The 23828-nt window shown below is 72.3% G+C and carries 20 protein-coding genes; 10 read left to right on the forward strand and 10 right to left on the reverse strand.

What is annotated here, in order from left to right:
- The 4 genes from D0D15_RS35975 to D0D15_RS18890 form a co-directional block, all read right to left on the reverse strand.
- Nucleotides 1-2296 (reverse strand): WXG100-like domain-containing protein (locus tag D0D15_RS35975; protein WP_279630570.1); only part of this gene is annotated, 2296 nt, incomplete at its 3' end.
- 2 nt (nt 2297-2298) lie between these two features.
- Nucleotides 2299-2631 (reverse strand): hypothetical protein, encoded by a 333-nt coding sequence (locus D0D15_RS18880; RefSeq protein WP_167481520.1) that lies wholly within the window; start codon nt 2629-2631, stop codon nt 2299-2301.
- Nucleotides 2628-3212, reverse strand: coding sequence for a YbaB/EbfC family nucleoid-associated protein (locus tag D0D15_RS18885; RefSeq protein WP_094003289.1), 585 nt, complete (start codon nt 3210-3212; stop codon nt 2628-2630). Before D0D15_RS18885 ends, D0D15_RS18880 begins: the two co-directional genes overlap by 4 nt.
- A gap of 55 nt (nt 3213-3267) precedes the next feature.
- On the reverse strand, nt 3268-4506 hold the full coding sequence (locus tag D0D15_RS18890; RefSeq protein ID WP_115944621.1) for an MFS transporter: 1239 nt from the start codon (nt 4504-4506) through the stop codon (nt 3268-3270).
- A gap of 270 nt (nt 4507-4776) precedes the next feature.
- On the opposite strand from D0D15_RS18890, the gene D0D15_RS18895 reads away from it, so the two are divergent.
- Nucleotides 4777-5373: a YqgE/AlgH family protein gene (locus D0D15_RS18895; RefSeq protein WP_255407826.1), complete on the forward strand. Its 597-nt coding sequence runs from the start codon at nt 4777-4779 to the stop codon at nt 5371-5373.
- A 52-nt stretch (nt 5374-5425) separates the two neighbouring features.
- Here D0D15_RS18895 and D0D15_RS18900 read toward each other — a convergent pair whose 3' ends face one another.
- Nucleotides 5426-5827 (reverse strand): SdpI family protein, encoded by a 402-nt coding sequence (locus tag D0D15_RS18900; RefSeq protein WP_094003299.1) that lies wholly within the window; start codon nt 5825-5827, stop codon nt 5426-5428.
- Nucleotides 5828-5893: 66 nt separating this feature from the next.
- Here D0D15_RS18900 and D0D15_RS18905 point away from each other — a divergent pair, with 66 nt between their 5' ends.
- Nucleotides 5894-6976 (forward strand): esterase-like activity of phytase family protein, encoded by a 1083-nt coding sequence (locus tag D0D15_RS18905; RefSeq protein WP_094003298.1) that lies wholly within the window; start codon nt 5894-5896, stop codon nt 6974-6976.
- Nucleotides 6977-7007: 31 nt separating this feature from the next.
- Nucleotides 7008-9863 (forward strand): leucine--tRNA ligase, encoded by a 2856-nt coding sequence (gene leuS / locus D0D15_RS18910; RefSeq protein WP_094003287.1) that lies wholly within the window; start codon nt 7008-7010, stop codon nt 9861-9863.
- Here leuS and D0D15_RS18915 read toward each other — a convergent pair.
- Nucleotides 9860-10603: a TetR/AcrR family transcriptional regulator gene (locus D0D15_RS18915; protein WP_094003286.1), complete on the reverse strand. Its 744-nt coding sequence runs from the start codon at nt 10601-10603 to the stop codon at nt 9860-9862. The genes leuS and D0D15_RS18915 overlap by 4 nt on opposite strands.
- Nucleotides 10604-10885: 282 nt before the next feature.
- Between D0D15_RS18915 and D0D15_RS18920 the strand changes: the two genes are divergently transcribed.
- Nucleotides 10886-11758, forward strand: a complete 873-nt coding sequence (locus tag D0D15_RS18920) for a ribokinase (RefSeq protein WP_094003285.1) — start codon at nt 10886-10888, stop codon at nt 11756-11758.
- A 43-nt stretch (nt 11759-11801) separates the two neighbouring features.
- Nucleotides 11802-13433 carry a phosphoenolpyruvate--protein phosphotransferase gene (gene ptsP / locus D0D15_RS18925; RefSeq protein ID WP_115944622.1) on the forward strand — a complete coding sequence of 544 codons (1632 nt, stop codon included), beginning with the start codon at nt 11802-11804 and terminating at the stop codon, nt 13431-13433.
- Nucleotides 13434-13986: 553 nt separating this feature from the next.
- Here the strand turns inward: ptsP and D0D15_RS18930 are convergent.
- The 4 genes from D0D15_RS18930 to D0D15_RS18945 are packed head-to-tail and all read right to left on the reverse strand — an operon-like array spanning nt 13987 to nt 17605.
- Nucleotides 13987-14604, reverse strand: coding sequence for a DUF1707 SHOCT-like domain-containing protein (locus D0D15_RS18930; protein WP_094003283.1), 618 nt, complete (start codon nt 14602-14604; stop codon nt 13987-13989).
- A gap of 48 nt (nt 14605-14652) precedes the next feature.
- Entirely contained in the window at nt 14653-15297 is a 645-nt protein-coding gene (locus D0D15_RS18935; protein ID WP_094003297.1) for a response regulator, read from the reverse strand.
- Nucleotides 15294-16430 carry a MacS family sensor histidine kinase gene (macS, locus tag D0D15_RS18940; protein WP_094003282.1) on the reverse strand — a complete coding sequence of 379 codons (1137 nt, stop codon included), beginning with the start codon at nt 16428-16430 and terminating at the stop codon, nt 15294-15296. Before macS ends, D0D15_RS18935 begins: the two co-directional genes overlap by 4 nt.
- Nucleotides 16427-17605 carry an AI-2E family transporter gene (locus tag D0D15_RS18945; protein ID WP_094003281.1) on the reverse strand — a complete coding sequence of 393 codons (1179 nt, stop codon included), beginning with the start codon at nt 17603-17605 and terminating at the stop codon, nt 16427-16429. Before D0D15_RS18945 ends, macS begins: the two co-directional genes overlap by 4 nt.
- Nucleotides 17606-17804: 199 nt before the next feature.
- On the opposite strand from D0D15_RS18945, the gene D0D15_RS18950 reads away from it, so the two are divergent.
- From D0D15_RS18950 to D0D15_RS18970, 5 genes are all read left to right on the forward strand, one after another.
- A complete protein-coding gene (locus tag D0D15_RS18950) occupies nt 17805-18545 on the forward strand; it encodes a hypothetical protein (protein WP_094003280.1) in 741 nt (246 codons plus the stop codon).
- 164 nt (nt 18546-18709) lie between these two features.
- On the forward strand, nt 18710-19168 hold the full coding sequence (locus D0D15_RS18955) for a hypothetical protein (RefSeq protein WP_094003279.1): 459 nt from the start codon (nt 18710-18712) through the stop codon (nt 19166-19168).
- A gap of 44 nt (nt 19169-19212) precedes the next feature.
- On the forward strand, nt 19213-19461 hold the full coding sequence (locus D0D15_RS18960; RefSeq protein ID WP_094003296.1) for a hypothetical protein: 249 nt from the start codon (nt 19213-19215) through the stop codon (nt 19459-19461).
- A 295-nt stretch (nt 19462-19756) separates the two neighbouring features.
- Nucleotides 19757-20668, forward strand: a complete 912-nt coding sequence (locus D0D15_RS18965) for a hypothetical protein (RefSeq protein ID WP_094003295.1) — start codon at nt 19757-19759, stop codon at nt 20666-20668.
- A 197-nt stretch (nt 20669-20865) separates the two neighbouring features.
- Entirely contained in the window at nt 20866-23769 is a 2904-nt protein-coding gene (locus D0D15_RS18970) for a beta strand repeat-containing protein (RefSeq protein ID WP_094003278.1), read from the forward strand.
- The last annotated feature ends 59 nt before the right edge of the window (nt 23770-23828 follow it).

The following is a 23828-nucleotide window of genomic DNA, read 5'->3' on the forward strand; positions in this document are numbered from 1 at the left end:
ACGGGGCGCCCTGGGCGGGGCCGCCCTGGGGTGGCTGCGCCGGGCCGCCCTGGAAGGGGCCGCCTTGCGGCGGGCCGTACTGGGGGGCGCGGGGTGGCTGTCCGCCCGGCCCGTAGCCCTGTGGCGCGCCGCCGGGGTAACCCTGCATCGGCGCGGCGGGAGGCATCTGCGACTGCGGCGACTGCTGCTGGGGTCCTCGATCGCCCTGCTGGGGGGCGCCGCCGGTCGGACCGAAGCCGCCGGGGGTGTAGCCGGCGGCGGTCACGCCGTCCGGACGCGTCGGTGGCGGGTCGATGGGCCCGTAACCGCTGCCCGGCTGCACCGGACCCGCGCCGGCCGGGACCGGCATCCGGTCCGCGCCGCTCACCGGAGCGCCGTCCGACGCCCCGGCCGAACCCCGCGCCGTCCCAGCTGAAGCCGCGGACGCGCCACCACTCGAGCCGAGCGGCGAACTCGCCGGGGATCCGGCCGAACCCGCGGAGCTTGCCGAGGAACCGACGGAGCTCGCCGAGGAGCCGGCCGCGCTTGCGGCCGAACCCGCGGAGGATCCAGCCGAGCCGGCCGAGGAACCTGCGGAGCCGGCCGAGGAACCTGCGGAGCCGGCCGAACCGGCCGACGAGCTGGCTGAGCCTGCTGACGAGGCCGCGGATCCTGCCGAAGAACCAGCCGAGCCCGCCGAAGAACCGGCGGAGCCTGCCGAAGAACCAGCCGAGCCCGCCGAAGAACCGGCGGAGCCTGCCGAGGAACCAGCCGAACCGGCCGAAGAACCGGCGGAGCCTGCAGAGGAACCGGCGGAGCCTGCCGAAGAACCTGCGGAACCTGCCGAGGAGCCTGCCGAGGAACCAGCCGAACCGGCCGAAGAACCGGCGGAGCCTGCAGAGGAACCGGCCGAACCCGCCGAGCCTGCCGCCGAACCGGCCGAAGAGACGCCGGCCGTTCCGGCTGGTGGGCCGCCGGCCTGGTTCGGCGTCGCGGTCGGTGGCGCAGTCGGAGCGGACTGGCCCTGCTGTCCGGAGCCGTCCGAAGTGGACCGTGGCGCGTCCGTTGTTCCGGGGGCCGGGCGGTCCGCCACGACGGCGGACTGGCCGCTCACCCGGTCGTTCGCGATCGCGTTCGAGACCGAGCCGGACGCACCGTCCGAGTGGGATGACGACGCGCCCGCCATCGCCGGCTCACGGGCTGCTGACGAACCACCCGAAGACGAACCACCCGACGAAGAACCGGAATCCGAGCGCGACGAACCGCCCGAATCCGACGACGACCCACTCGACGACCCACCGGAATCCGACGAACCCGAATCCACCGGCGACCCGTCGACCTTGATGTTCCCCGCCCGCACGTCGGCGTTGAAGTTCTTGATCTCGTTGATCTGGTCCTTGGCGCCCCCGGTCGCGCGGTCCACGGCACCCGCCGACGCGCCCATCGCCAGGTCCTGCATCTTCAGGTTGCCGAGGTCACCGGTCAGCGCGGCCTGCCCGACCGTCGTGGCGACGCCTTCGACCGCGCCGCGCGCACCCTCGCGCACCGCCCGGTCCGCGATCTGCCCCGCGACGCTGTCCTGCAACCCCTTGGTCGCACCCTTCGGAATGGCGTGCCCGGCCGCCCCGGCGACACCGCCCGCCACACCGCTGGCCAGCGCACCGGCCGTCTTGTCGAAGTCCCAGTCCTCGAGCTTGCGGTCACCCTTGGCGACCTGCACGCCCTGGATACCCACGTCCAGCGCCAGGTTCATCGCGACGTTCATCGCGACCTGCTTGGCCAGGTGCTTCAGCAACTGCAGCGCGACCTTGCGGAAGCCCTCCTGCAGCATCTTCTGCACGAGCTGCCGGAAGACCATCTGCACGGTCATCCGCGTGGCCATCTGCGCCGGCACGATGCCCGCGGTCGACCCGCCGAACGTCACCACCGCGGCCGCGATCATGGCGGCGATCTGGATCGCCAGGATGATCAGCGACGCGATGATCATGTACTTCGTGTACTCGACGTCGAGCGCCGTCGAGTCCGCCGACTTCGCCAGCGCCTCGCACGCCTTGGTCAGGTTGACGAAGTACGCCTCGTCGCCGGTGACGAACTTGTCCCACATCTTCTGGAACTCGACCGCCGGCTGGCCGGTCCAGGTGCTCAGCACCTCCGAGGCGGCCCCGTTGGCCTTGTCGACGACGGGCCCGAGCGCGTCCCGCGCCGCCAGCCAGGCGTCGCGGACCTCGCGCAGCTTGTCCTCGTCGCCCTCCGGCCAGTGCTCGCCCACGACGATGGGCAGCAGCCACTTGACGTCCTCGGGGAACTCCATCCCCATGGCTAGACCTGACCCGCGGCGTTCCGCACGGCCTTCTCGGCGTCCTTGTGTGTGCCCTCGGTGGCGTCCGCGGCCTTCTTGACGGCCTTCGCGACGTCCTTCAGAGCCTTGTCGAGGTTGCCGAAGGCCGCGACGCAGTTCTTCGCCGCCGGCTCGTAGTCCTTGGCGAACGCCTGGCCGGACTCGTCATTGCCCCAGCAGGCGCCCTGCGCGTCGAGCGCGGCCTTGAGCGCGTCGCCGGCCGCCTTGAGCGCGTCGCCGGCTGGCGGGAACTTCCCCGCGCCGGTCCGGACCGTGTCCGGGTCCATGTCGTGGCCGGTACCAGGTCCGGTCATCGGTCACCCCGCGTCATCCAGGTGTCGGGCATCTCGTCGTCGTCGGTGGTTGGACGCGGGCGACGCGCCACCGGTTTCGGTGCGGGCGGCGGAGCCGGCACGTCCCGGCGCATGATCGACTGCGACTCCGGGTCCGGCGCGGGCGCGGGCTCCGGTTCGGGTTCGAGGAAGTCCGGGATGTCCGGCATCAGCCCGGACAGCGACGGCGCGCCCTCGATGAACTCGGACAGGTCCGGCAGGTCAGCGGTCAGCGGCCGGAACAGCTCGGCCTGCTGCTGCTTGACCTCCAGCATCCCGCGGCGCACCAGATCGCTGATCGTGCGCGCGAGCGCCTCCGGCCGGGTGCGGTCGAACGTGGTCGGGGCGAGCTTGAGGTCGGCGAGCGTGCCCTGGGCGTCGATGGTGACCTTGACCAGACCGTCCGGCGAGGACAGTTCCGCGGTCAGCGCTGACGCGGCCTGTTGCGCCTCCCGCAACTGCGCGGTCTGCTGCTGGAACTTGTCCATCAACTGGTCGACGGTCTCACGCATCGCCGCGTTGCGGGCTTCCTTCTGCGCGCGGTCGTCCCCCGGGGTGCTCACCCGGGCCACTCTAGTGGGCCGCCTTCGTCCGGTCGGCGTAATCGGGCAAATTCCGTCACTCGGTACGCGTGCGCCGGGCGATCACCAGGTATCCGGCCGCGCCGAGCAGGTACAACGCGGTGGCGACGAGCAGCAGCGGCACCGACCGCCCGCTCAGCGGCACGATCGTGGCGGCGAGTGAGACGGCGATCACCTGGGTGATGTTGAACAGCGTGTCGTACAACGAGAACACCCGTCCGCGGGCCTCGTCGCGCACGTCGTGCTGGATCGAGGAGTCCACGCACAGCTTCACCACCTGACCGGCCGCGGTGATCACGAACGACGCGACCAGCACGGTCGGCAGCTGCATCGGCAGGCCGAGCCCGGCCTGCGCGACCGCGGCGATCACCAGCGCTCCCGGGATCGCGCGGCGGCGGCCGAGGCCGCGCACCAGCCGCGGGGTGAGGAAACCGGCGAACAGGATCCCGGCGCCGGCCATCGCGGCCAGCTGCCCCAGCCCGGGCAGCCCGGCCCTGAGCAGCCCGTGGTCGGTGAAGCTGAACCGCAGCAGCAACACGGTGATCAGCAGCGAGATGCCGTAGGACGCCCGGTGCGCGAGCAGCGCGACGAACCCGGCGACGACGCTGGGCGCGCCCAGCGCGGCCTTGGCCCCATCGACCAGGCCGCGGGCCACGGCCAGAAAAGCGTCACTGGGCTCGTCGACCGTGTCCGGCCCCAGCGCGCCACGGGCGAACCGGCGGGCGATCGCGGCCGAGACCAGCGTGCCGAGCATCGCGACGGCCGTGGTCCAGCCGGACCCGCTGTTCCCGGCGCCGATCAGCGCCCGCACGCCGATCGCCACACCGCCGCCGAGGACCGCGACCAGCGAGCCGAGCGTGGTGGCCAGCGCGTTGGCCGTGACCAGCGTGCCCGGCGGTACGACGTGCGGCAGCGACGCGGACAGCCCGGACCCGACGAACCGGGAGATGCCTTCGACGATCAACGCGAGCACGAACAGTTCGAGCCCGGCGAACCCGAGCCCGACGACGACCGCCGTCGCGACGATCGCCGTGCCGCGCAGCAGGTTGGCCACGATCAGCACGCGGCGCCGGTCCCACCGGTCCAGCAGCGCGCCGGCGAACGGCCCGATGAACGAGTACGGCAGCAGCAGGACGGCGAACCCGCCGGCGATGGTCAGCGGGTCGGCGCCGCGCTCGGGGTTGAACAGCACCGCCCCGGCCAGTCCGGCGCGGAACACGCCGTCGGAGAACTGGGCGGCGAAGCGGGTGAACAGCAGCGTCCGGAAGCCCGCCATCGCGAAGAACGCGCGCGGCGGGACCTTCCGGACGGGCTGTGCACTCGCTGTCACGGCTCACCAGCCTACGGTGCCGAAACGCGGGGAAGGAGGGGAGGATTTCGAGGCCGGCGCACTTGGTCGCCTCTCGGCGGCATTGCGCAGTGTGGCTCCTGCCGAACGGTATTCCACAAAGGCTTTTCTTCAGTGAGCCCGGGGGACACGGAGTGCGCCGGCCACCCAGTCCAACGGGTGGGGGCCGCCCCTTGTTCCCGGCGCCGTGGCCCGGTTTTGCGGGAGTGGGATCATGGGGGCGTGCCAGCGGACGCCGAGGTTGAACCGGGATCGCTCCTGGTCGCCGCTCCTACGATGTTCGATCCCAACTTCCGCCGCACGGTGGTGTTCATCATCGACCACCGGGAGGAGGGAACGCTCGGGGTCGTCCTGAACCGCCCGAGCGACGTGCCGGTCGACGACGTGCTGCCCAGCTGGGGGCGGCACGTGGTGGAACCGCAGTCGGTGTTCGTCGGCGGCCCGGTGGAGAAGAAGACCGCGTTGTGCCTGGCCGCGTTGCGGGCCGGGGAGACCGCGTCCGGCGTGCCCGGGCTGATCGGCGTGCGCGGCCCGGTGGCGCTGGTGGACCTGGACGCCGATCCGGACGCGCTGGTGCCGAAGGTGCGCGGGCTGCGGGTGTTCGCGGGCTACGCGGGCTGGGACTCCGGTCAGCTGGACGGCGAGATCGACCGCGGTGACTGGCTGATCGTCCCGGCGCTGCCCAGCGACGTGCTGGCCACGCCGGAGCGTGATCTGTGGGGTCAGGTGCTGCGCCGTCAGGGCGTGCCGACGGCGTTGCTGGCCACCCACCCCGGCGACCTGCAGCGGAACTAGGGCCAGCCCCTCGCCCGACCACCACCCCCCACGGAGGCGCTTCGCGCCGCTGTCATGCCTGCACGGCACACCCGCCGCACGCGCAGCCCGAGCAACCGGCCGGCACGGCGGGCGCGGGCGGCGGCACGGTCGCCGCGGCCCGGTGACCCAGCGCGCCACCACCGGCGACCAGCGCGAACATGCCGACCAGGCCGATCGCGGTGGCGATCAGCACGCCCGCGGTGCCCGGCATGAGCAGACCGGCGATCCCGGCGACGATCCCGACCACCCCGGCCACCATCGTGGGCAGCCCGGCGACCCGGTTCGCCAGCCGGAAGGCTTCGTCGGAACGCAGCGTCGCGGCGGTGCGCACGCCGGCGCCGCGGTCGCGCGGCAGCTTCTCCCGCCAGCCGAGCAGGCCACCCCAGCCGACGACGACACCGAGCACCAGAGGAATGAGCGCGACTACCAGCACGCTCACGAGGATAGGCGTGATCTGCGCGCTACCTGCTGGACACCCGCATCCGATGTGCTGCACGCCATGTCCTCCAGACTCCTCACCGGCGCCATCGCCGGCTGCCTCCTCCTGACCGCGGTCCCCGCCGAGGCCGCCCCGTCCCCGGTCCGTTTCCTCGGCGAGCAGCACGTGCCGAACGTGCTCGCGTTCGACGGGACGACTGTCGGCGGGCTGTCGAGCATCGACTACGACCCGCGCACCGGCCAGTACGTGTTCCTCAGCGACGACCGGTCGGCGCTGCAGCCGGCCCGCTTCTACACCGCGCGGTTCGACGTCACCAAATCCGGCGTCGGCCCGGTGACCTTCACCGCCACGCACCCGCTGCGCCGCGCCGACGGCACCACCTACCCGGCGCAGGGCGTGGACCCCGAGGAGCTGCGCGCGGACCCGTGGACCGGCGACTACTTCTGGAGCCAGGAGGGCGACCGCACCGCGACCGTGCTGGCCGACCCGTCGATCCGGGTGGCGCAGCGGGACGGCGACCACGTGCGCGACCTGCCGATCCCGGACAACGAGCGGATGCTGCCGGACTCGGGTCCGCGGCAGAACCTGGTGCTCGAGGGCCTGACCTTCGCCGCGGGCGGCACGCTGGTGGTCAGCGCGCTGGAGGGCCCGCTGCTGCAGGACGGCCCGGTGGCCACGGCCGAGCAGGGCGCGCTGTCCCGGATCACCGTGCAGACCCGCGGCGGCACGATCCTCGCCCAGTACGCCTACCCGCAGGAGCCGGTGTTCGCGCCGGGCGCGGGCGGCAGCACCGGCGTCTCCTCGATCCTGGCCGCCGACCCGCTCGACCCGTCGCGCTACCTCGTGATGGAGCGCGCGTTCGTCTCCGGCGTCGGCAACAAGGTGCGGATCTACGAGATCGACACCCACGGCGCGACCGACGTCCTGCACACGGCTTCGCTGTCGGACGCGAAGGTCAAGCCGGTCCGCAAGAAGCTGCTGCTCGACCTGGCGGACCACCCGCTGTCCAAGGTCGACAACGTCGAGGGCATGACCTGGGGGCCGCGCCTGCCCAGCGGCGAGCGGACCCTGGTGCTGGTGAGCGACGACAACTTCTCGGCGAACCAGATCACGCAGGTCATCGCATTCGCGGTGCGCCGATAGCCGGGTGGGCCGGGCCGCTTACCATGGTTGGGTGAGTGAAGCAATCGAGGAAACGCCCGGCCACCGGTACAACGCCGACCTGGCCGGTCGGGTCGAGCTGCGCTGGCAGAACTACTGGGCCGATCACGGCACCTTCCACGCACCGAACCCGGCCGGCTCGCTGGCGACCGACTCCAGCGTTCCCTCGGACAAGCTCTTCGTGCAGGACATGTTCCCCTACCCGTCGGGGGCCGGCCTGCACGTGGGGCACCCGCTGGGCTTCATCGCGACTGACGTGTACGCCCGCTACCACCGCATGATCGGGCGCAACGTCCTGCACACCATGGGCTTCGACGCGTTCGGCCTGCCCGCCGAGCAGTACGCGGTGCAGACCGGGCAGCACCCGCGCAAGACCACCGAGCAGAACATGGAGACCTACCTGCGGCAGATCCGCAGGCTGGGCCTGGGCCACGACGAGCGCCGCCGGATCGCCACGATCGATCCGGAGTACTACAAGTGGACCCAGTGGATCTTCCTGAAGATCTACGACTCCTGGTACGACGAGAAGCAGGGCAAGGCCCGGCCGATCGTCGAGCTGGAGGCCGAGTACGCGGAAGGGCGCCGCGCTGTGCCTTCTCCGGACGGCCGGGCATGGAGCGAGCTGACCCGTGCCGAGCAGCTGGTGATCCTGGACGAGCACCGGCTGGCCTACATCTCCGAGGCGCCGGTGAACTGGTGCCCCGGGCTGGGCACGGTGCTGTCCAACGAGGAGGTCACGCCGGACGGCCGCAGCGAGCGCGGCAACTTCCCGGTGTTCCGACGCAACCTGCGCCAGTGGATGATGCGCATCACCGCCTACGCCGACCGCCTGGTCGACGACCTGGACCGGCTGGAGTGGCCGGAGAAGGTCAAGTCGATGCAGCGCAACTGGATCGGCCGGTCGCACGGTGCGCGTGTGAACTTCGCCGCCGGTGAGCACGAGATCGAGGTCTTCACCACCCGGCCGGACACCCTGTTCGGCGCCACCTACATGGTGCTGGCGCCGGAGCACCCGCTGGTCGACGAGCTGACCACGGACGCGTGGCCGTCCGATGTGGACGAGCGCTGGACCGGTGGCGCCGCCACCCCGGCCGAGGCGGTCGCCGCCTATCGCCGCGCCGCGTCGCGGAAGTCCGAACTGGACCGCCAGGAGAGCAAGGACAAGACGGGCGTCTTCGTCGGCTCGTACGCGGTGAACCCCGCCAACGGCAAGGAGATCCCGGTCTTCATCGCGGACTACGTGCTGATGGGCTACGGCACCGGCGCGATCATGGCGGTGCCGGCGCAGGACCAGCGCGACTGGGACTTCGCGGAGAAGTTCGGGCTGGAGATCGTCCGCACGGTCCAGCCGAGCGAGGGCTTCGACGGCAAGGCGTTCACCGGTGACGGCGTCGCGATCAACTCGCGCCAGGAAAACGGACTCAGCCTGGACGGCCTGAACGTCGACGACGCCAAGAAGACGATGATCGCCTGGCTGGAGGAGAACGGCCACGGCGCCGGCACCGTGCAGTACAAGCTGCGCGACTGGCTGTTCTCGCGGCAGCGGTACTGGGGCGAGCCGTTCCCGATCGTGTACGACGAGGACGGCCGGGCGCACGCGATCCCGGAGCACCTGCTGCCGGTCGAGCTGCCCGAGGTGGACGACTACTCGCCGCGCACCTTCGACCCGGAGGACGCCGACAGCGAGCCGTCGCCGCCGCTGTCCCGCGCGAGCGACTGGGTCGAGGTCGAGCTGGACCTGGGTGACGGCAAGAAGACCTACCGCCGCGACACGAACACCATGCCCAACTGGGCCGGCTCGTGCTGGTACCAGCTGCGCTACGTCGACCCGGACAACGCCGAGCGGTTCGTCGACCCGGGCAACGAGCAGTACTGGATGGGCCCACGCCCGGCCGAGCACGGCGTGAACGACCCGGGCGGCGTCGACCTGTACGTCGGTGGCGTCGAGCACGCGGTGCTGCACCTGCTGTACGCGCGGTTCTGGCAGAAGGTGCTGTTCGACCTGGGGTACGTCAGCGCCGAGGAGCCGTACCGGCGGCTGTTCAACCAGGGCTACATCCAGGCCTACGCCTACACCGACGAGCGCGGCTTCTACGTCCCGGCCGAGGAGGTGGAGGAGTCCGACGGCAAGTTCTTCCACCAGGGCAAGGAAGTCAGGCAAGAGTACGGGAAGATGGGCAAGAGCCTGAAGAACGTGGTCACGCCCGACCAGATGGCGGCGGACTACGGGGCCGACACCTTCCGGTTCTACGAGATGTCGATGGGCCCGCTGGCCGACTCCCGGCCGTGGGCGACGAAGGACGTCGTCGGCGCGCACCGGTTCCTGCAGCGCGTGTGGCGCCTGGTGGTGTCCGAGCAGACCGGTGAGCCGCGGGTGTCGGCGGCCGAGCCGACGGATGACGACCGCCGGATCCTGCACAAGACCATCGCCGGTGTCCGCGACGACTACTCGGGTCTGCGGTTCAACACCGCCGGCGCGAAGCTGATCGAGTACAACAACCACCTGACCAAGGTCTACGGCGCCGCCGAGTCGACGCCGCGCGAGCTGGTCGAGCCGCTGGTGCTGATGCTGGCGCCGCTGTGCCCGCACATCGCCGAGGAGCTGTGGCACCGGCTGGGCCACGAGGGCTCGCTGGCGCACGGCCCGTTCCCGGTCGCCGACGAGAAGTTCCTGGCCGAGGACACCGTGGAGTACCCGATCCAGGTCAACGGCAAGATCCGCGCGCGGATCCAGGTGCCCGCGGACGCGGCCAAGGAGGCCGTCGAGGCCGCCGCCCTGGCCGACGAGAAGATCGTGGCGCTGCTGGGCGGCGGCACCCCGCGCAAGGTCATCGTCGTCCCGGGCCGCCTGGTCAACGTGGTGCTCTAGGAGGCGTCGAGGCCGATCTCGCGGGCGAGGTCGGCCAGCAGCGCGTCGAACACGGCGTCCGGCTTGGACATCGGGATCGGGTAGTTGCCGAACACCTCGAGCGTCACGTGCCCGTAGAGGCGCGCCCAGAACTGGATCATCACGTACGTGGTGCCCAGGTCGAGCTTCTCCGGCGGGAAGTCGACGCCCGATTCGCGCAGGACCGCGAGCAGGTCGTCCTGAAACGCGGTCAGGTCGTCGTGCAGCTCGACGGGCACCGCCTCGGTCGGCGGGATCTCCAGCTGGAAGTTGGCCAGCAGGTGCCCGGCGGCGGTGAGGAAGATCCGGCCGAACGGCTCGTTGGCCCGGTTCAGGGTCGCCACGCTGCCGGCCGCCGAACCGACCTCGCCGGTCGGCGACGCGAACACCAGCGTGAACTCCTTGGTGTGCGTGAGCGCCCAGCGCCGGAAGCCGCGGCAGATCGCGAAGAGCTGCACCGCGCCGTCGTCGGGCAGGCCGGAGATCTCCTCGGTGAGTTCGGCGGCCAGGTCCGCGACGACGTCGAGGCGCAGGTGTTCGACGAGGTCGTCACGTGAGCCGTAGTACCGGTAGAGGGCGGGGGCGGTGATGCCGAGTTCACGGGCGATGGCCCGCAACGTCACGGCTTCCGGTCCGCGCTCGACGAGGAGCTTGCGTGCGGTCCGGCGGATGTCCTGATCGGTCGCCGCGCGCTCGCGACCCCGTCGGGTCGGCTTGTCCATTCCGGCATTCTAGAAGGTGAGCGCGCATTTCCGGCGGAATCGGGCGCCGCCGGTACCGATCGCTCGGGGGGCTACGCGATCGGTACCAGCGACCCGATGCCCGGCCTCCGGTGGCGCAACCGGTGCCGGACGCCAAGTGAGAGCCCGCGTGAACCCTGGTGGGACGCCCCGATGTCGAGATTGCCCCAATCGGGTGAACGTCGCGGACGCTCACCTTAGTGTCGCACCATTCGCCCCAGAAGTTACAAGAATCTTCACGTTTGCATAGGAAAGAATGCCCGGATGGCTTGCGACGTTCTGGTGGTCGGCTCCGCCAACGCTGATCTCGTGGTCCCCGCCGAGCGCCGGCCCGGGCCCGGCGAGACCGTGCTGGGCGGCGACACGGTGGTCTCCCCGGGCGGCAAGGGGGCGAACACCGCGGTCGCGGCGGCCCGGCTCGGCGCCGAGGTCGCCCTGCTCGGTGCGGTCGGCGAGGACTCCTACGGGGATCTGCTGCTCGATTCGCTGCGGGACGCCGGTGTCCGCACCGATCTGGTGCGGCGGGTGGCGCGGCCGACCGGCATCGCCTACATCACCGTGACGCCGGACGGCGAGAACTCGATCCTGGTCTCCCCCGGCGCGAACACCGCGCTCGAACCGTCCGTGGTGGACAGCGCGCTGGACGGGGCGAAGGTGGTGGTCGCGTCGATGGAGATCCCGCTCGCGACGGTCGAACGGACGGTCGCGGTCGCCGCCGAGCAGGGCGTGTGCAGCCTGCTCAACCTGTCCCCGGTCGCCGCGGTGAGCCCGGCGACCCTGGCCGCGCTCGACGTGCTGCTGGTCAACGAGCACGAGGCCGCGTGGCTGCTCGGTGACGGGGTGCCGCCGGAGCGGCTGCTCGACCTGGGGCCGTCCGCGGCGGTCGTGACGCTGGGCGCGCGCGGGGCGCTGGTGATCACCGGCGACGGGACCACCGAGGTCGCCGCGCCGAAGGTGACGCCCGTGGACACCACCGGCGCGGGCGACGGGTTCACCGGTGCGCTGGCCGCGGCGATCGCGGAGGGCAAGCACCTGGAGACGGCGGCGCGGCGGGCGGCGCAGGTCGCGGCGATCTCGGTCACCCGGCCCGGCGCGCAGCCCTCCTACCCGACGGCTGCGGAAGTCGCGGGTTCGTGAAACGCTGGTCCGGTACGGATCCGGAGAGGGTATGGTCTAGACCATGTCGGAAACGAGGCTGTCCGGGGTGCCGGTGAGCCCGGGTCGCGCGAGCGGTCCGGTCGTCGCCGTGGCCGAACCCGCCGCCGCGCCCGCGAGCGGGCCCAGCCCGTCCGATCCGCAGGCCGAGGCCGCGCGGATCGCGCCGGCCGCGCAGGCGGTTGCCGCGCGGCTGGAAGCGCTTGCCGGCCAGGCGACCGGCGACGCCGCCACGATCCTGCTGACCACCGCGGCGATGGCCGGTGACCCGGCGCTGGTCAGCGAGGCGGAACGGCTGGTCGTCGCGGAGGGCAAGCCGGCCGCGCGGGCGGTCTACGAGGCGGCGAACGGCTTCGCGAAAGCGCTTGCCGCGGCCGGTGGGTACATGGCCGAGCGGGTCCGCGACGTCGAGGACATCCGGGACCGCGTGATCGCCGAGCTGCAGGGCGTGGCGCCGCCCGGGGTGCCGGACCTGGCCGGTCCGAGCGTGCTCGTCGCGCGGGACCTGGCACCGGCCGACACGGCGGGCCTCGACCCGGCGCGGGTGCTGGCGCTGGTGACCGAGGAGGGCGGGCCGACCAGCCACACCGCGATCCTGGCCCGGTCGCTCGGGATCCCGGCGGTGGTGGCCGTGCGCGGGGTGCTCGGTCTGCGGGCGGAGGCGCTGCTGGTGGACGGCGATACCGGCGTGGTCGAGGTCGTCGCGGCGGACGCGCCGGTGCTGGCGGCGGTGCGCGAGGGCGCGGCGGAGTGGAACGGGGTCGGCGCGACGGCGGACGACCACCGGGTCAAGGTGCTCGGCAACGTCGGCTCACCCGCGGACGCGACCGCCGCGGCGGAGGCGGGGGCCGAGGGTGTGGGCCTGTTCCGCACGGAGTTCTGCTACCTGGACGCCCCGGCCGAGCCGTCGGTCGACGAGCAGCGGGCCGCGTACGCCGCGGTGCTGGCGCCGTTCGCGGGGAAGCCGGTGGTGGTGCGGACGCTGGACGCGGGCGCGGACAAGCCGCTCGCGTTCCTGTCCCCGGAGGCGGAACCGAACCCGGCGCTGGGCGTGCGGGGCGTGCGCGTGGCGTTCGACCGGCCGGACGTGCTGGACCGGCAGCTGGAGGCGATCGCGGGCGCGGCGGCGGATTCGGGCGCCGAGGTGTCGGTGATGGCGCCGATGGTGGCGACCGCGGCGGAGGCGGCGTGGTTCGCCGAACGCGTGCGGGCCGCGGGAATCACGCGGGCCGGGGTGATGATCGAGGTCCCGGCGGCGGCGCTGGCGGCGGAGGAGATCCTGGCGGCGGTCGACTTCGTCTCGGTGGGCACGAACGACCTGGCGCAGTACACGTTCGCCGCGGACCGGCAGCTGGGGGCGGTGGCGGGCTTGAACGACCCGTGGCAACCGGCGCTGCTGCGGCTGATCGCGCTGGTCGGCAAGGCCGCGCGAGCGAGCGGCAAACCAGCGGGCGTCTGCGGCGAGGCGGCGGCGGACCCTCTGCTGGCGCGCGTGCTGACGGGCCTGGGAATGACGAGCCTGTCGATGAACGCGAGCGCGATCCGCACGGTGGGGGCCAGCCTGGCGCAGGTGGGTCTGGCGGACTGCCAGCGGGCCGCGGAGGCCGCCCTGGCGGCCCCGACTCCCGCCGAGGCACGCACCGCCGCACGGGGCTGACCGGGCATCCACCGAGGGCCAGCTCCGGCGGCGGCGAAGGGCTATCAAGGGTGCCCGGCGCAGGCAACCCACGGCCGGAGTTCGCGCGCCTGTCGCTGGAGCAGCGCCCGCACACCGCCCCCGAGGGTGAGTTGTGGTGCCCCGCTGCGGCCCTGCCCCTGTCGGCAAAAGCGCCTCGCTGCCGCGGAGGACTGGCCAAGGGAGCTCCGGCCAGCCAAGCTCCGGCCCGGGATCATCGGCGGTTTGCGTGCCTGTCGTCGGAGCGGCGCTAGCGCATCGCCCCGAGGGTGAGTTGTGGTGCCCCCGCTGCGGCCCTGCCTCTGTCGGCAAGAGCGCCTCGCTGCCGCAGGTGCAGCCCGTCCACGCGGTTGCGCCGCCGCTGCGGGCGCCTCCCGCGTCCCGCGCGCAGCGCTGCGGCGCTTGCGCGCCTCCCGCTCCGCCTGCAGGGCCGTGGCCCCGCCCGCACCTGCGCCCCCGCTGCCGCCCTGCGGCGTTTGCGCGCGCCGTAGCCTTCCCGCGCCCGCACAGCCTGCGGTGCTCCCCAGCCGCGCCCCTAATGGCCGAAGAACCCCCGCCGCGGGTGGCGGATCACCAGTGAGCCTCCGTGCAGCCGGCCGGCGAACACCAGCCGCGGGTTGCCGGGCCTGCCGTCGGAACCCGTCTTGTCCTGGAGGGAGCCGTACTTGATCTCGGTGATCGCGTTCAGGTCGACCGCCGCGTGGTCTGGGATGATCACCTCGACCGAGCCCCACTTGCAGTCCAGCTCGACCCGCACCACCGGGCTCGCCACCTGCGCGTCGCTGAAATCGAGCTTCGTCGAGCCGTACCGGTTGCGCACCACCACCTCCGGCGGCACCAGCCACCGGCCGTTGCGCACCAGCGCCGAGTACTTCGCGTTCAGCTCCAGCCGCTGGTCCGGCGAGAACGACACCGCCGGCGCGGCCGGGTACACCTCCGGGTGCACCAGCCCGGGCAGGTCCGCGAGCACCGCGTTCAGCTCACCCCGTGTGCGCGCCGCCAACGCCTTGTCGGTCCGCTCGGTGAACTCGTCGAGGTCGATCATGCCGCGGCCGATCGCCTTCTGCAGCACCTCCACGACGTACTCGCGCTCCGCGTCCGACACCCGCAGGTCGCGCGGGCTCATCGGCTTGGTCCCGGTCTCCTCGCCCATGCCACCACGCTACGACCGGCGACCCCGGGACGAGATCCGGGAAAATCCCTAGTCTTTGTCGAGCCCGTGCTCGATCGCGTAGCGCGCCAGCTCCACCCGGTTGTGCAGCTGCAGCTTCCGCAGCGTCGACTGCACGTGGTTCTCCACCGTCCGGTGCGACAACACCAGCCGCTCGGCGATCTGCCGCGCCGTCAGACCCTTCGCGACCAGCCGCAGGACGTCGGTCTCCCGCTCGGTCAGCCGCGGCGGCGCCACCCCGCCCGCCGGCGCGGCCGCCATCCGCCGGTACTCGCCCAGCACCAGGCCGGCCAGCCCGGGCGTGAACACCGGGTCGCCCTCCGCGGTCCGCCGCACCGCCTCGACCAGCTCCGGCACCGACGCCGACTTCACCAGGTACCCGGACGCCCCGGCCTTGACCGCCTCCAGCACGTCGCTGTGCTCACCGCTGGCCGACAACACCAGCACCCGGGTGTCCGGCAGCGACGTGGTGATCTCCCGCGTCGCGTCGACCCCGGAGGTGTTGCCCAGGTTCATGTCCATCAGCACGACGTCCGGCCGCACCGCGGTCGCGATGCGCACCGCGGCGGCGGCGTCCGGCGCGGTCGCCCGCACGTCGAACCCGTTCTCGGTCAGGTCGCGTGCCACGCCGTCCCGCCAGATCGGGTGGTCGTCGACGACCATCACGCTGATCATGTCCTCGGCACCCGGATCTCCCATTCGGTCCCCTGCCCTGGCGCGGTCTCCAGGGAGATCGTGCCACCGAGTTCGGTCACGCGTCCCCGTATCGAGTGAACAACCCCCATCCGGCCCTCACTCTCCGCGTCCGCGAGCCGTCCCGCGGGGATGCCCGGGCCGTCGTCCCGCACGGTCACCACGACCTCACCGCCGACGTCCTCCAGCAACACCCACGCCTTGGCCGCCGGACCGGCGTGCTTGTCGACGTTGGACAGGGCCTCGCGGACCACGGCGACCAGCTCCGCGGTCGTCCGGGACGGCAGGTTCACCTCCCCCGCCGGCGCCGCGACCTGGACCTTCGACGATCCGAGCAGCTGCAGCGCGGCCCGCAGATCGGTCTCGCCGGTGCTGTGCCGCCGCGGCCCGGTGGTGACCAGGGCGCGCAGCGCGATCTCCTGCTCCCCGGCCAGTTCGGCGAGCTCGGCCGCCTCCCCGCCCAGTTCGGCGCCGCGCCGCCGGACGCGCGCCAGCACCTGCAGGACGCTGTCGTGGATGTCGCGCGCCAGCCGTTCCCGCTCGGCGTTGGCGACCTCGGTGCGCAGCGCCTCGGCGAGCACGGCCGCCGACTTGCGCGCGGTCGACGCGCTCATGCCGATCAGCAGCCCGCTCGCGACCAGCAGCACACCGTCCCGCGCCACGTCGAGGGTGAACCCCTGCCGCGCGATCCCCGTCGCGGCCGCGATCACCAGGCCGGCGGCGACCCCGCCCACCCCGCCGAAGCGGGTGCCCGCCGCGACCGGCGCACCGGCCACCCACACGGTCGTGATCAGCGGGGCCACCGCCGCGTTCTGCTCGTCGGTCAGGATCCACGGCGAGGTCAGCATCAGGGCGCAGGTGACCAGCACGTCGGCGAAGACGAACCACCGCCACCGCCACCGCAGCGCCTCCCGCGCGTAGACCAGGGCGGTCGCGACCGTCCACAGTGTCATCCCGCCGAGCACGGTCCAGGCCAGCCACGGACGCTGGTAGCCGTCGTTGTGCACGATCACCGCGCCGACCGCGAACAGCAGCGTGAGCACGCGCAGGCCGATCGTGCCCCACCACAGCGGGGTGGCCGGTTCGCGCGCGGTGGGCCCGAACCGGCGGCTCACGACTTGCCTGGGTCGCCGGGCTCCTCGTCCGCCTCGGCGGGATCGGCGTTGGGCACGGCCTCGATGTCGTGCAGGACGTCGACCTCGGCCGGGTCCGGGTCGACCTCGTGCAGCAGCGAGCGCACACCGGCGTTGACGATCGACATCAGCGGCACCGCAAGCAGCGCGCCCGGGATGCCGTAGACGATCAGGCCGGCGGCGATGCCGAGCACGACGGCCAGCGGGTGCAGCTTGACCGCGCGGCCGAGCAGCAGCGGCTGCAGGATGTGGCTCTCCAGCTGCATCACCGCGATGATGATGGCCAGCACGATCAGCGCGGTGACGAAACCCTTGGTGACCAGCGCGACCAGCACCGCGACCGCACCGGTGATCACCGCGCCGAAGATCGGGATGAACGCGCCGATGAACACCAGCGTGGACAGCGGGATCGCGAGCGGGACGCCGAGGATCGCCAGCCCGATGCCGACGCCGACCGCGTCCACCACGGCGACCGCCGCGGTGGCGCGGACGAACGCGACCAGCGAGGCGAACCCGCGCCGGCCCGCGACGTCCACGCGGCGCCGGACCCGCTGCGGGATGCCCAGCGTCACCCAGCTCCAGATCTTGTCGCCGCCGGCGAGGAAGAAGATCAGGACGAACAGCGTCAGCACGAAGCCGGTGAGGATCTCGCCGACCGTGGTCGCCGTGGTGAGCGCGCTGTTGGTGAACGCCGCCTGGTTGTCCTGCAGGAAGCTGATCGAGTTGTCCAGGAACTGCTGGATCTGCTCCTGCTTGAGGTGCAGGTCGTTGATCAGCCAGTCCCGGATCTGGTTGAGGCTGTTGTTGACCTGGCTGGTCAGCGCGGGCAGGCCATCGGTGATGTTGATGACGACGAACGCCAGCATCCCGCCCAGGACCGCGAGCCCGCCGATCAGCACGATCGCGGTCGCCAGCCCCCGCGGCACCCGGACCTGCACCAGCCGTGCCACCGCCGGGGCGAGCAGGGCCGCGAGCAGCAGCGCGATCGCGACCGGGATCACCACGACCGACAGGAAGGCGAGCAGCCGCAGGATGAGGTAGGCGGCCGCGGCCACCACGAGCAACCGCCAGCTGAATGCGGCGCTGACCCGGAGCCCGCGCGGGACGACCGAGTCGTCGCTGAGGAATCCGTATTTCGGAGGCTGCGGCTCAGTCACGGATCCACCCTATCGAGCGGGACGAATACGGCAGCGCAACGCGCGGAAGCCGCGGCCGCGGGCGCAGCGTCACACGATCAGGCGCAAGTGCCGTCATCGAGTCAGCGCAAGTTCCGACGGTATGTCAATCTTCGACCAAGATCGACGCTGCGTGATCGCGCTGACCACCCAGCGCGATGAGAGGAGTGGCAGCTTCTCCATGACGCGACGGACCACGGCCGGGAACATCCTGGTGCGCGTACTGCTCGGCATCGCCGGGGCGTTCGCGGTCACCCTGGTGTCCTGGCTCGTCGCGTCGTCGGCGTCGGCGGACGAGGCGGTGCCGGATCCGCTGTCCCCCTTGCTCGGCCTGGTCGGTGGGACGACCGAGCCGGTGCACGACGTCGTGCGGCAGGTGACCGGGATCATCGCGCCGCCGCTGCGAACCGACCGGATCGTCGCTTCGGTGACCGGCACCACGCCGGTGTTCGCGGAACCGGTGCGGCCGCGGGCCGCCGGAACCACCCGGGCGAGCGCGCCGAAGCCGCCGCCGGCTGTGCCCGATCGCCGGGCCGCTCCGGTGCTGCCGCGAGTGCCGGAGCCGCCACCGGTTCCGCCGAAGGTCACCTCACCGGCGCCGCTCCCCGCGTCGGAACCCGCCCCGGTGCAGCCCGAACCCGCTGAGCCCAAACCGGTCGAACCCAAACCGGTCGAACCCGGACCGGGCGCGCCCGAACCGGCGGCACCGGTGCACGGCGCCTGCGCGGCTCCGGTGCACGCCACGGACGCGGCCGGCGTCTGCCCGCTGCGCCCGGCGCCGCCGCCGATGCCGTTCGCCGTGGTCGCGGAATCCCATTCCGCCGACCGCGGATTCCTCCGGGCGGAACGCGTCCGAAAGTTTCCCGATCGATTTCCCGGCACGTCCGCACGACTTTTCCAACCGTTTCCCTTTGTGCCCTGAACAGCCGCTCTGACTAGCAGTGGAGCGGCTCTGTGTGCTGCCCGAAAGCGCTTTCTTCACACTTCCGGGTAATCGATCTGGCGCATTCTTCCATTCGACGTTTAACGTCAGTTGCGACGGGAGTGCGTGGAACTTCCGGTCGATTGAAAAGGAGTGCACTGACGATGTTCAGCAAATTCCGCAAGACGACGGCCGCGGCGGTGCTGGTGGGGGCCGGCCTGCTCGCGATGGGTGTCTCCGGTGGGACGGCGTCGGCGGCGACCGGCGCGGAACCGTCCGGTCTGACCTGCCCCGCGCAGGTGCCTTCGCACCCGACGGGCGCCGATTACGTGAACGCGTGGAACCAGTCCGGGGCGTGCTTCGGCGCCGGTGCCGCGGGTCTGGTCAGCTCCGCCTGGGCGGGTGCGATCCCGTCGATCGTGCAGGGGGCGGCGGGTTCGGTCAGCGGCCGGGAGGACAGCGGGCTGACCGCGCCGGTGGTCGTCCCGTCCGACCCGACGGGCGCGGACTACGTCAATGCGTGGAACGAGTCCGGCGCGTTGGCGGGTGCGGGTGCCGCGGGTCTCGCCAGCTCCGCCTGGGCGGGTGCGATCCCGTCGATCGTCCAGGGCGCGCTCGGATAGCGCTTTCACCGGAACCGAACGCCCACAACGAAGGAGTGCAGATCATGAGCAGGACCCTGATGCGTGGCGCCGCCGCTCTCGCCATCGCCCTCGGCGCTTTCGCCTTCGCCGGTGGAACCGCGTCGGCGGACGAACTGACCGCCCCCGTCGTGGTGCCGTCGCACCCGACGGGTGCGGACTACGTGAACGCGTGGAACGAGTCCGGCGCGCTGGCCGGTGCCGGTGCCGCGGGTCTCGCCAGCTCCGCCTGGGCGGGTGCGATCCCGTCGATCGTCCAGGGCGCGCTGGGCTGATTTCCCTTGGGGCGCCCAGGATCCCTCGCGTTCTGGGCGCCCCGCGGGTGTGGCCGGTCCGATCACGTCCCGTGATGTCCGGCCACACCCGGTGTTCTTCACACGATCGTGCGATCAAGTCGTGTCGAGGGTGCGAGGGCCCCCCGAGTTTTGGTTATCTCGACAGCGCAAGCGATTACCGCATCAATGCGAGCACGTTTCGGACACGGCTCGACCGGGAAATCGCGATCAACTTCTTCGACAGGAGACGGTGTTGCAGGCGAACGCGGCCATGGGACGGGGTACGGCTTCGGCCGTGCGCTGGCTCGTCCGCGCCCTGCTCGTGATCGCCGGTGCCGTCCTGGGCACCACGGCCGCCTGGCTGATCGGCGACGCCACCGCCTCCGCCACCCAGCTCGCCCCCGCACCGGCGGACACCCGCACCAGCGGGGACGAGGCGACCCCGGTCACCGACCGCGTGGTCACCGCGACCGACGACCTCACCTGGGGCGTCTCCGACCTGGTCGGCAACGCCACCGCCACCGCGCTGAAGTACGGCATGGCCGGCGGCCCGGCGGACCCGGCCCGTGGCGAGGCCGCCGCGGCGGACCTGCGTCAGACGGTCCACTCGTTCACCCGCGACGCGGTGCTGCGTCCGGTCGAGCGCACCCTCGGCACCGCCGAGCACATCAGCCGCAAGCCGCAGGACGCGCCGCAGGTGATCGGCCAGGCGCTGACCCCGCCGCCCGCGGTCGCCGAGTTCGGCAACAAGGTGTGGGGTTTCCTGCACCCGGGCGGTAAGAGCCTGATCAAGTTGCCGGGCCTGCGTGGCTTCGACGACGCCGAGCAGTCGGCCGCGCTCCCCGCGGCCGACGTCCTGCCCGCCCCCGCAGCCGCGCCCGTGATGGGTCCGGTCGCGAAGGCGGTGCCGGACGTCCCGCACGGCGTGGTGTCCAAGGTCGGTCCGCACGACCGCGGCACCGACCGTTCCTCCGGCGACCAGCGGGACCAGTTCCCGTACTCGCCGCTGCGCGGACCGCTCGCACCCGCGGGTGTTCCGTTCGCCCCCGGTGGCGCTGTCACCGGTGGTCACATCGACGGCCTGCTGTTCGGCGTTCCCGCCGGCGGCCCGGCCGTGCGTGGTGTGGACGACCGCAGTGCCGTCCGCATCGTTTCCCGGCACACGCCGGTTCAGCCGGGCGAGCAGCCCGGTGTCACTCCTGACTGATTTTCGCGCGGGGTAGCTCGAAGCGCCGCCCTGTTCGCCGTGCCCCTTCTTCGGACCGGCGTCGCGCGCACAGCCAGAGCACCCCGCTTTTTCCAGCCCTCGCGGGCTTCCTCACCCATGCCCGCGATCCCCGGTGCTCTGTCAGTGCACCGACTTCAAGCCCCGCAAGGGAACCCGAAGAAAAGGAGAAACCCTCGATGCAGACCTGGGCAAAGCGCGGAATTCAGACCGCGCTGGTCACGGGTGGCTTGCTGATGCTGGGTACCGGCATCGCATCTGCCGACGAGAACGTCAACCCGGACAGTCCTGCCGGTCCGCTGGACGTCAACCTGAGCGTCCCGGTGAAGGTCCAGGACAACGCCCTGGGCACCCTGGGCAAGCAGGTCGACCTCCCTGAGGTCGACAAGGAGATCAGCACCAAGCCGGTCACCGGCGCGGTGAACAAGGCGGCCGCCCCGGTCACCAAGACCGGCGCGCTGAAGCCCGCCGCCCCGGCCATGGGCGCCGCCAACGGCGTCATCGCCAAGGCCACCGACGCCGCCAGCGGTGCGGCGCAGCGCGTCGGCCAGGCGACCCACCCCGGTTCGCAGCGCGCCACCGTGGCGCAGGACGCCACCCCCTCGGTGCAGGACAACGGTGACCCGTTCCACGGCAACAAGGTCTCGGGCAACATCGCCGTGCCGATCCTGATCAGCGGCAACGCCCTCGGCGTGCTGGGCGACGCGGCGGTCGAGTCCGACGCGACGCAGACCTACGAGCACGACTCGGACATCAACACCGACGGTTCGCACGGCGGTTTCGCCGGCAACGTCGTCGCGCTGGACTGGGCCGCACCCATCCAGATCTCGGGCAACGCGCTCGGCCTGGTCGGCAGCGGCCACACCTCGGGCAGCGCGACGCAGGAGGCGTCGACCACCGGTGACATCGTCACCGACGGCACCAACGGCGGCCTGTCCGGCAACGTCGTCGCCCCGCAGGGCGCGACGCCGCTGCAGGTGTCGGGCAACGCCCTGGGCTGGTTCCTCGGCCACGCCGAGACCGACTTCGAAGGCTCCAGCGAGGCGGAGTCCGGCGGCTCGATCGAGACGCACGGTTCGAAGGGTGCGGGCACCGGTAACGTCGCCGGGATCCCGGTGGCGCTGCCCGCCAAGGTGTCCGGCAACGCCGTCTCCTGGGGTGGCGACGCCGACGTCCCGTCCGGCGCCTACGAGACCGAGGCCGAGGCCGGCGACACCAAGCCGGGCATGAACGACATCCCGACCTACATCCAGACCGACGGGGACGACTCGTTCCTGGCGGGCAACGTCGCGCAGCCGCAGCCCGCGGTTCCGGCGACCGTCGCGGGCAACGCCGCGGCCTGGATCGGAAACTCGCTCGTCGGCGGCGGCGCGGACCGCCAGGGCGGCGGCGTGGACCTCGGCAGCGACGCGCAGGCCGGTGGCTTCACCAGCACCAGCGGTGAGGACGCGGCCGGTTCCGGCAACATCGCCGACGCGCCCGTCGCGCTCCCGGTCGAGGCGTTCTGCGTCGGCGGGACCTGGATCGGCAACGCGCACGCCAGCGGCTGCGACAACGACGTCGAGGCCGAGGCCGGCTCGGGCACCTACACCACCGGCAACGGCTCGTTCCTCGGCGGCAACACCGTGTCCGCCCCGCCCGCGGGCACCGTCGAGGTGTTCGGCGTCGGCGGCTCGTGGATCGGCAACGCCTCGGGCAGCGCGACCGAGACCAAGGACGTCAAGGCCGGCGGGTATAACGGCAGCCAGGGCAACGACTCCACCGGCTCGGGCAACGTCGTGCAGACCCCGGTGGCCCTGCCCGCCGAGGTCTTCGGTGTCGGCGGGTCGTGGATCGGTCAGGGCGCCGGGGAGGCGTCCGAGACCAAGACCGTGACCTCCGGTGGCGGCGGCAACACCCAGGACGACAACGCCGCGGCCAGCGCGAACCTGGTCCAGGTGCCGGTTTCGGCGCCGGTGCAGGCGTTCGGCATCGGTGGCGCGTGGATCGGCCAGGGCTCCGGCGCGGCCACCACCGACACCACCTCGACGGCGGGTGGCATCGGCCACGCGACCGGTAAGGGCGGCTTCCTGTCCGGCAACATCGGCGCGGCGCCGGTGTCGCTGCCCGCGCAGGTGCACGGCATCGGCGGGGCGTGGATCGGCAACGGCTTCGGCGAGTCGGAGAACGTGACCGACTCGACCGCGGGTGGCGACCTGTCCACTACCGGTGAGGGTGGCTCGATCGCGGGCAACATCGTCGAGGCGCCGGTCGGCGCCGTGGCCACCGTCTTCGGTGACGCCGCGGTGTGGGGCGGCGTGGTCAAGGGCGTCGCGTCCAACGACGTCGTGTCGACCGCGGGCGGCGACGCCGAGACCAACGGTGAGGGCGGCTCGATCGCCGGCAACGTGGTCGCGGCCCAGCTGCTGCCGGTGGCCCAGGTCTTCGGCAACGCCGCGAGCCTGGTCGGTGTCGCGCACGCGGCCGGTGTGAACAGCACCGAGGCCAACTCGGGTGGCGACATCACCACCTCGGGCGAGGGTGGCGCGCTGTCCGGCGACATCTTCGACGTCCCGGCCGCGGCCGTGGCGCAGGTGTTCGGCAACGCCGTCTCGCTGGGCGGTGTCGCGCACGCGTTCGCCGACAACACCACGGTCGGCACCGTGGGCGGCACGGACACCACGTCCGGCCCGGCCAAGGCCCTGTCCGGGATCACCAAGCAGGTTCCGGTCGGCGTCGTCGCCCAGGTCTACGACATCCCGCTGGGCCTGATCGCGGTCACCAGCACGACGGTGCGCAACGCGACGGACATCTCGGTCGCCGGCCAGGAGCCGCAGATCGACCTGCCGATCACGATGCCGGAGATGGGCGCCACCGCCCTGCCGAAGCTGCCGGCGCTGCCCGCCCGCGCGGAGCGCTCCGCGCTGCCGGCCGAGCTGCCGGGTGCGGGCCTGCCCGAGCTGCCCGAGCTGCCGACGAGCGTCGAGGGCGTGCTGCCCACCGGCGACGTCCCGGCCATCGCGCAGCTGGACTCCAACCCGACCGCCGTCTTCGAGCAGGTCAGCGACCTGGTCAGCGGCAAGGGGATCAACATCAAGGGCTGATGCCCTGACGTGAAGCGGGCCCGGGAGCGTGTGCTCCCGGGTCCGTTTTTCGCGTGCGG

This window comes from Amycolatopsis thermalba (assembly GCF_003385215.1).
In the GTDB taxonomy this organism is placed as follows: Bacteria; Actinomycetota; Actinomycetes; order Mycobacteriales; family Pseudonocardiaceae; genus Amycolatopsis_E; species Amycolatopsis_E thermalba.

Coding starts and splice junctions, on each gene's coding strand:
- D0D15_RS18905 (WP_094003298.1), top strand. CDS start 5,894: ATGTCCTCCAGACTCCTCACCGGCGCCATCGCCGGCTGCCTCCTCCTG.
- D0D15_RS18915 (WP_094003286.1), bottom strand. CDS start 10,603: ATGGACAAGCCGACCCGACGGGGTCGCGAGCGCGCGGCGACCGATCAG.
- D0D15_RS18960 (WP_094003296.1), top strand. CDS start 19,213: ATGAGCAGGACCCTGATGCGTGGCGCCGCCGCTCTCGCCATCGCCCTC.
- D0D15_RS18890 (WP_115944621.1), bottom strand. CDS start 4,506: ATGGCGGGCTTCCGGACGCTGCTGTTCACCCGCTTCGCCGCCCAGTTC.
- D0D15_RS18950 (WP_094003280.1), top strand. CDS start 17,805: ATGACGCGACGGACCACGGCCGGGAACATCCTGGTGCGCGTACTGCTC.
- D0D15_RS18970 (WP_094003278.1), top strand. CDS start 20,866: ATGCAGACCTGGGCAAAGCGCGGAATTCAGACCGCGCTGGTCACGGGT.
- D0D15_RS18930 (WP_094003283.1), bottom strand. CDS start 14,604: ATGGGCGAGGAGACCGGGACCAAGCCGATGAGCCCGCGCGACCTGCGG.
- D0D15_RS18920 (WP_094003285.1), top strand. CDS start 10,886: ATGGCTTGCGACGTTCTGGTGGTCGGCTCCGCCAACGCTGATCTCGTG.
- D0D15_RS18955 (WP_094003279.1), top strand. CDS start 18,710: ATGTTCAGCAAATTCCGCAAGACGACGGCCGCGGCGGTGCTGGTGGGG.
- ptsP (WP_115944622.1), top strand. CDS start 11,802: ATGTCGGAAACGAGGCTGTCCGGGGTGCCGGTGAGCCCGGGTCGCGCG.
- D0D15_RS18935 (WP_094003297.1), bottom strand. CDS start 15,297: ATGATCAGCGTGATGGTCGTCGACGACCACCCGATCTGGCGGGACGGC.
- D0D15_RS18880 (WP_167481520.1), bottom strand. CDS start 2,631: ATGACCGGACCTGGTACCGGCCACGACATGGACCCGGACACGGTCCGG.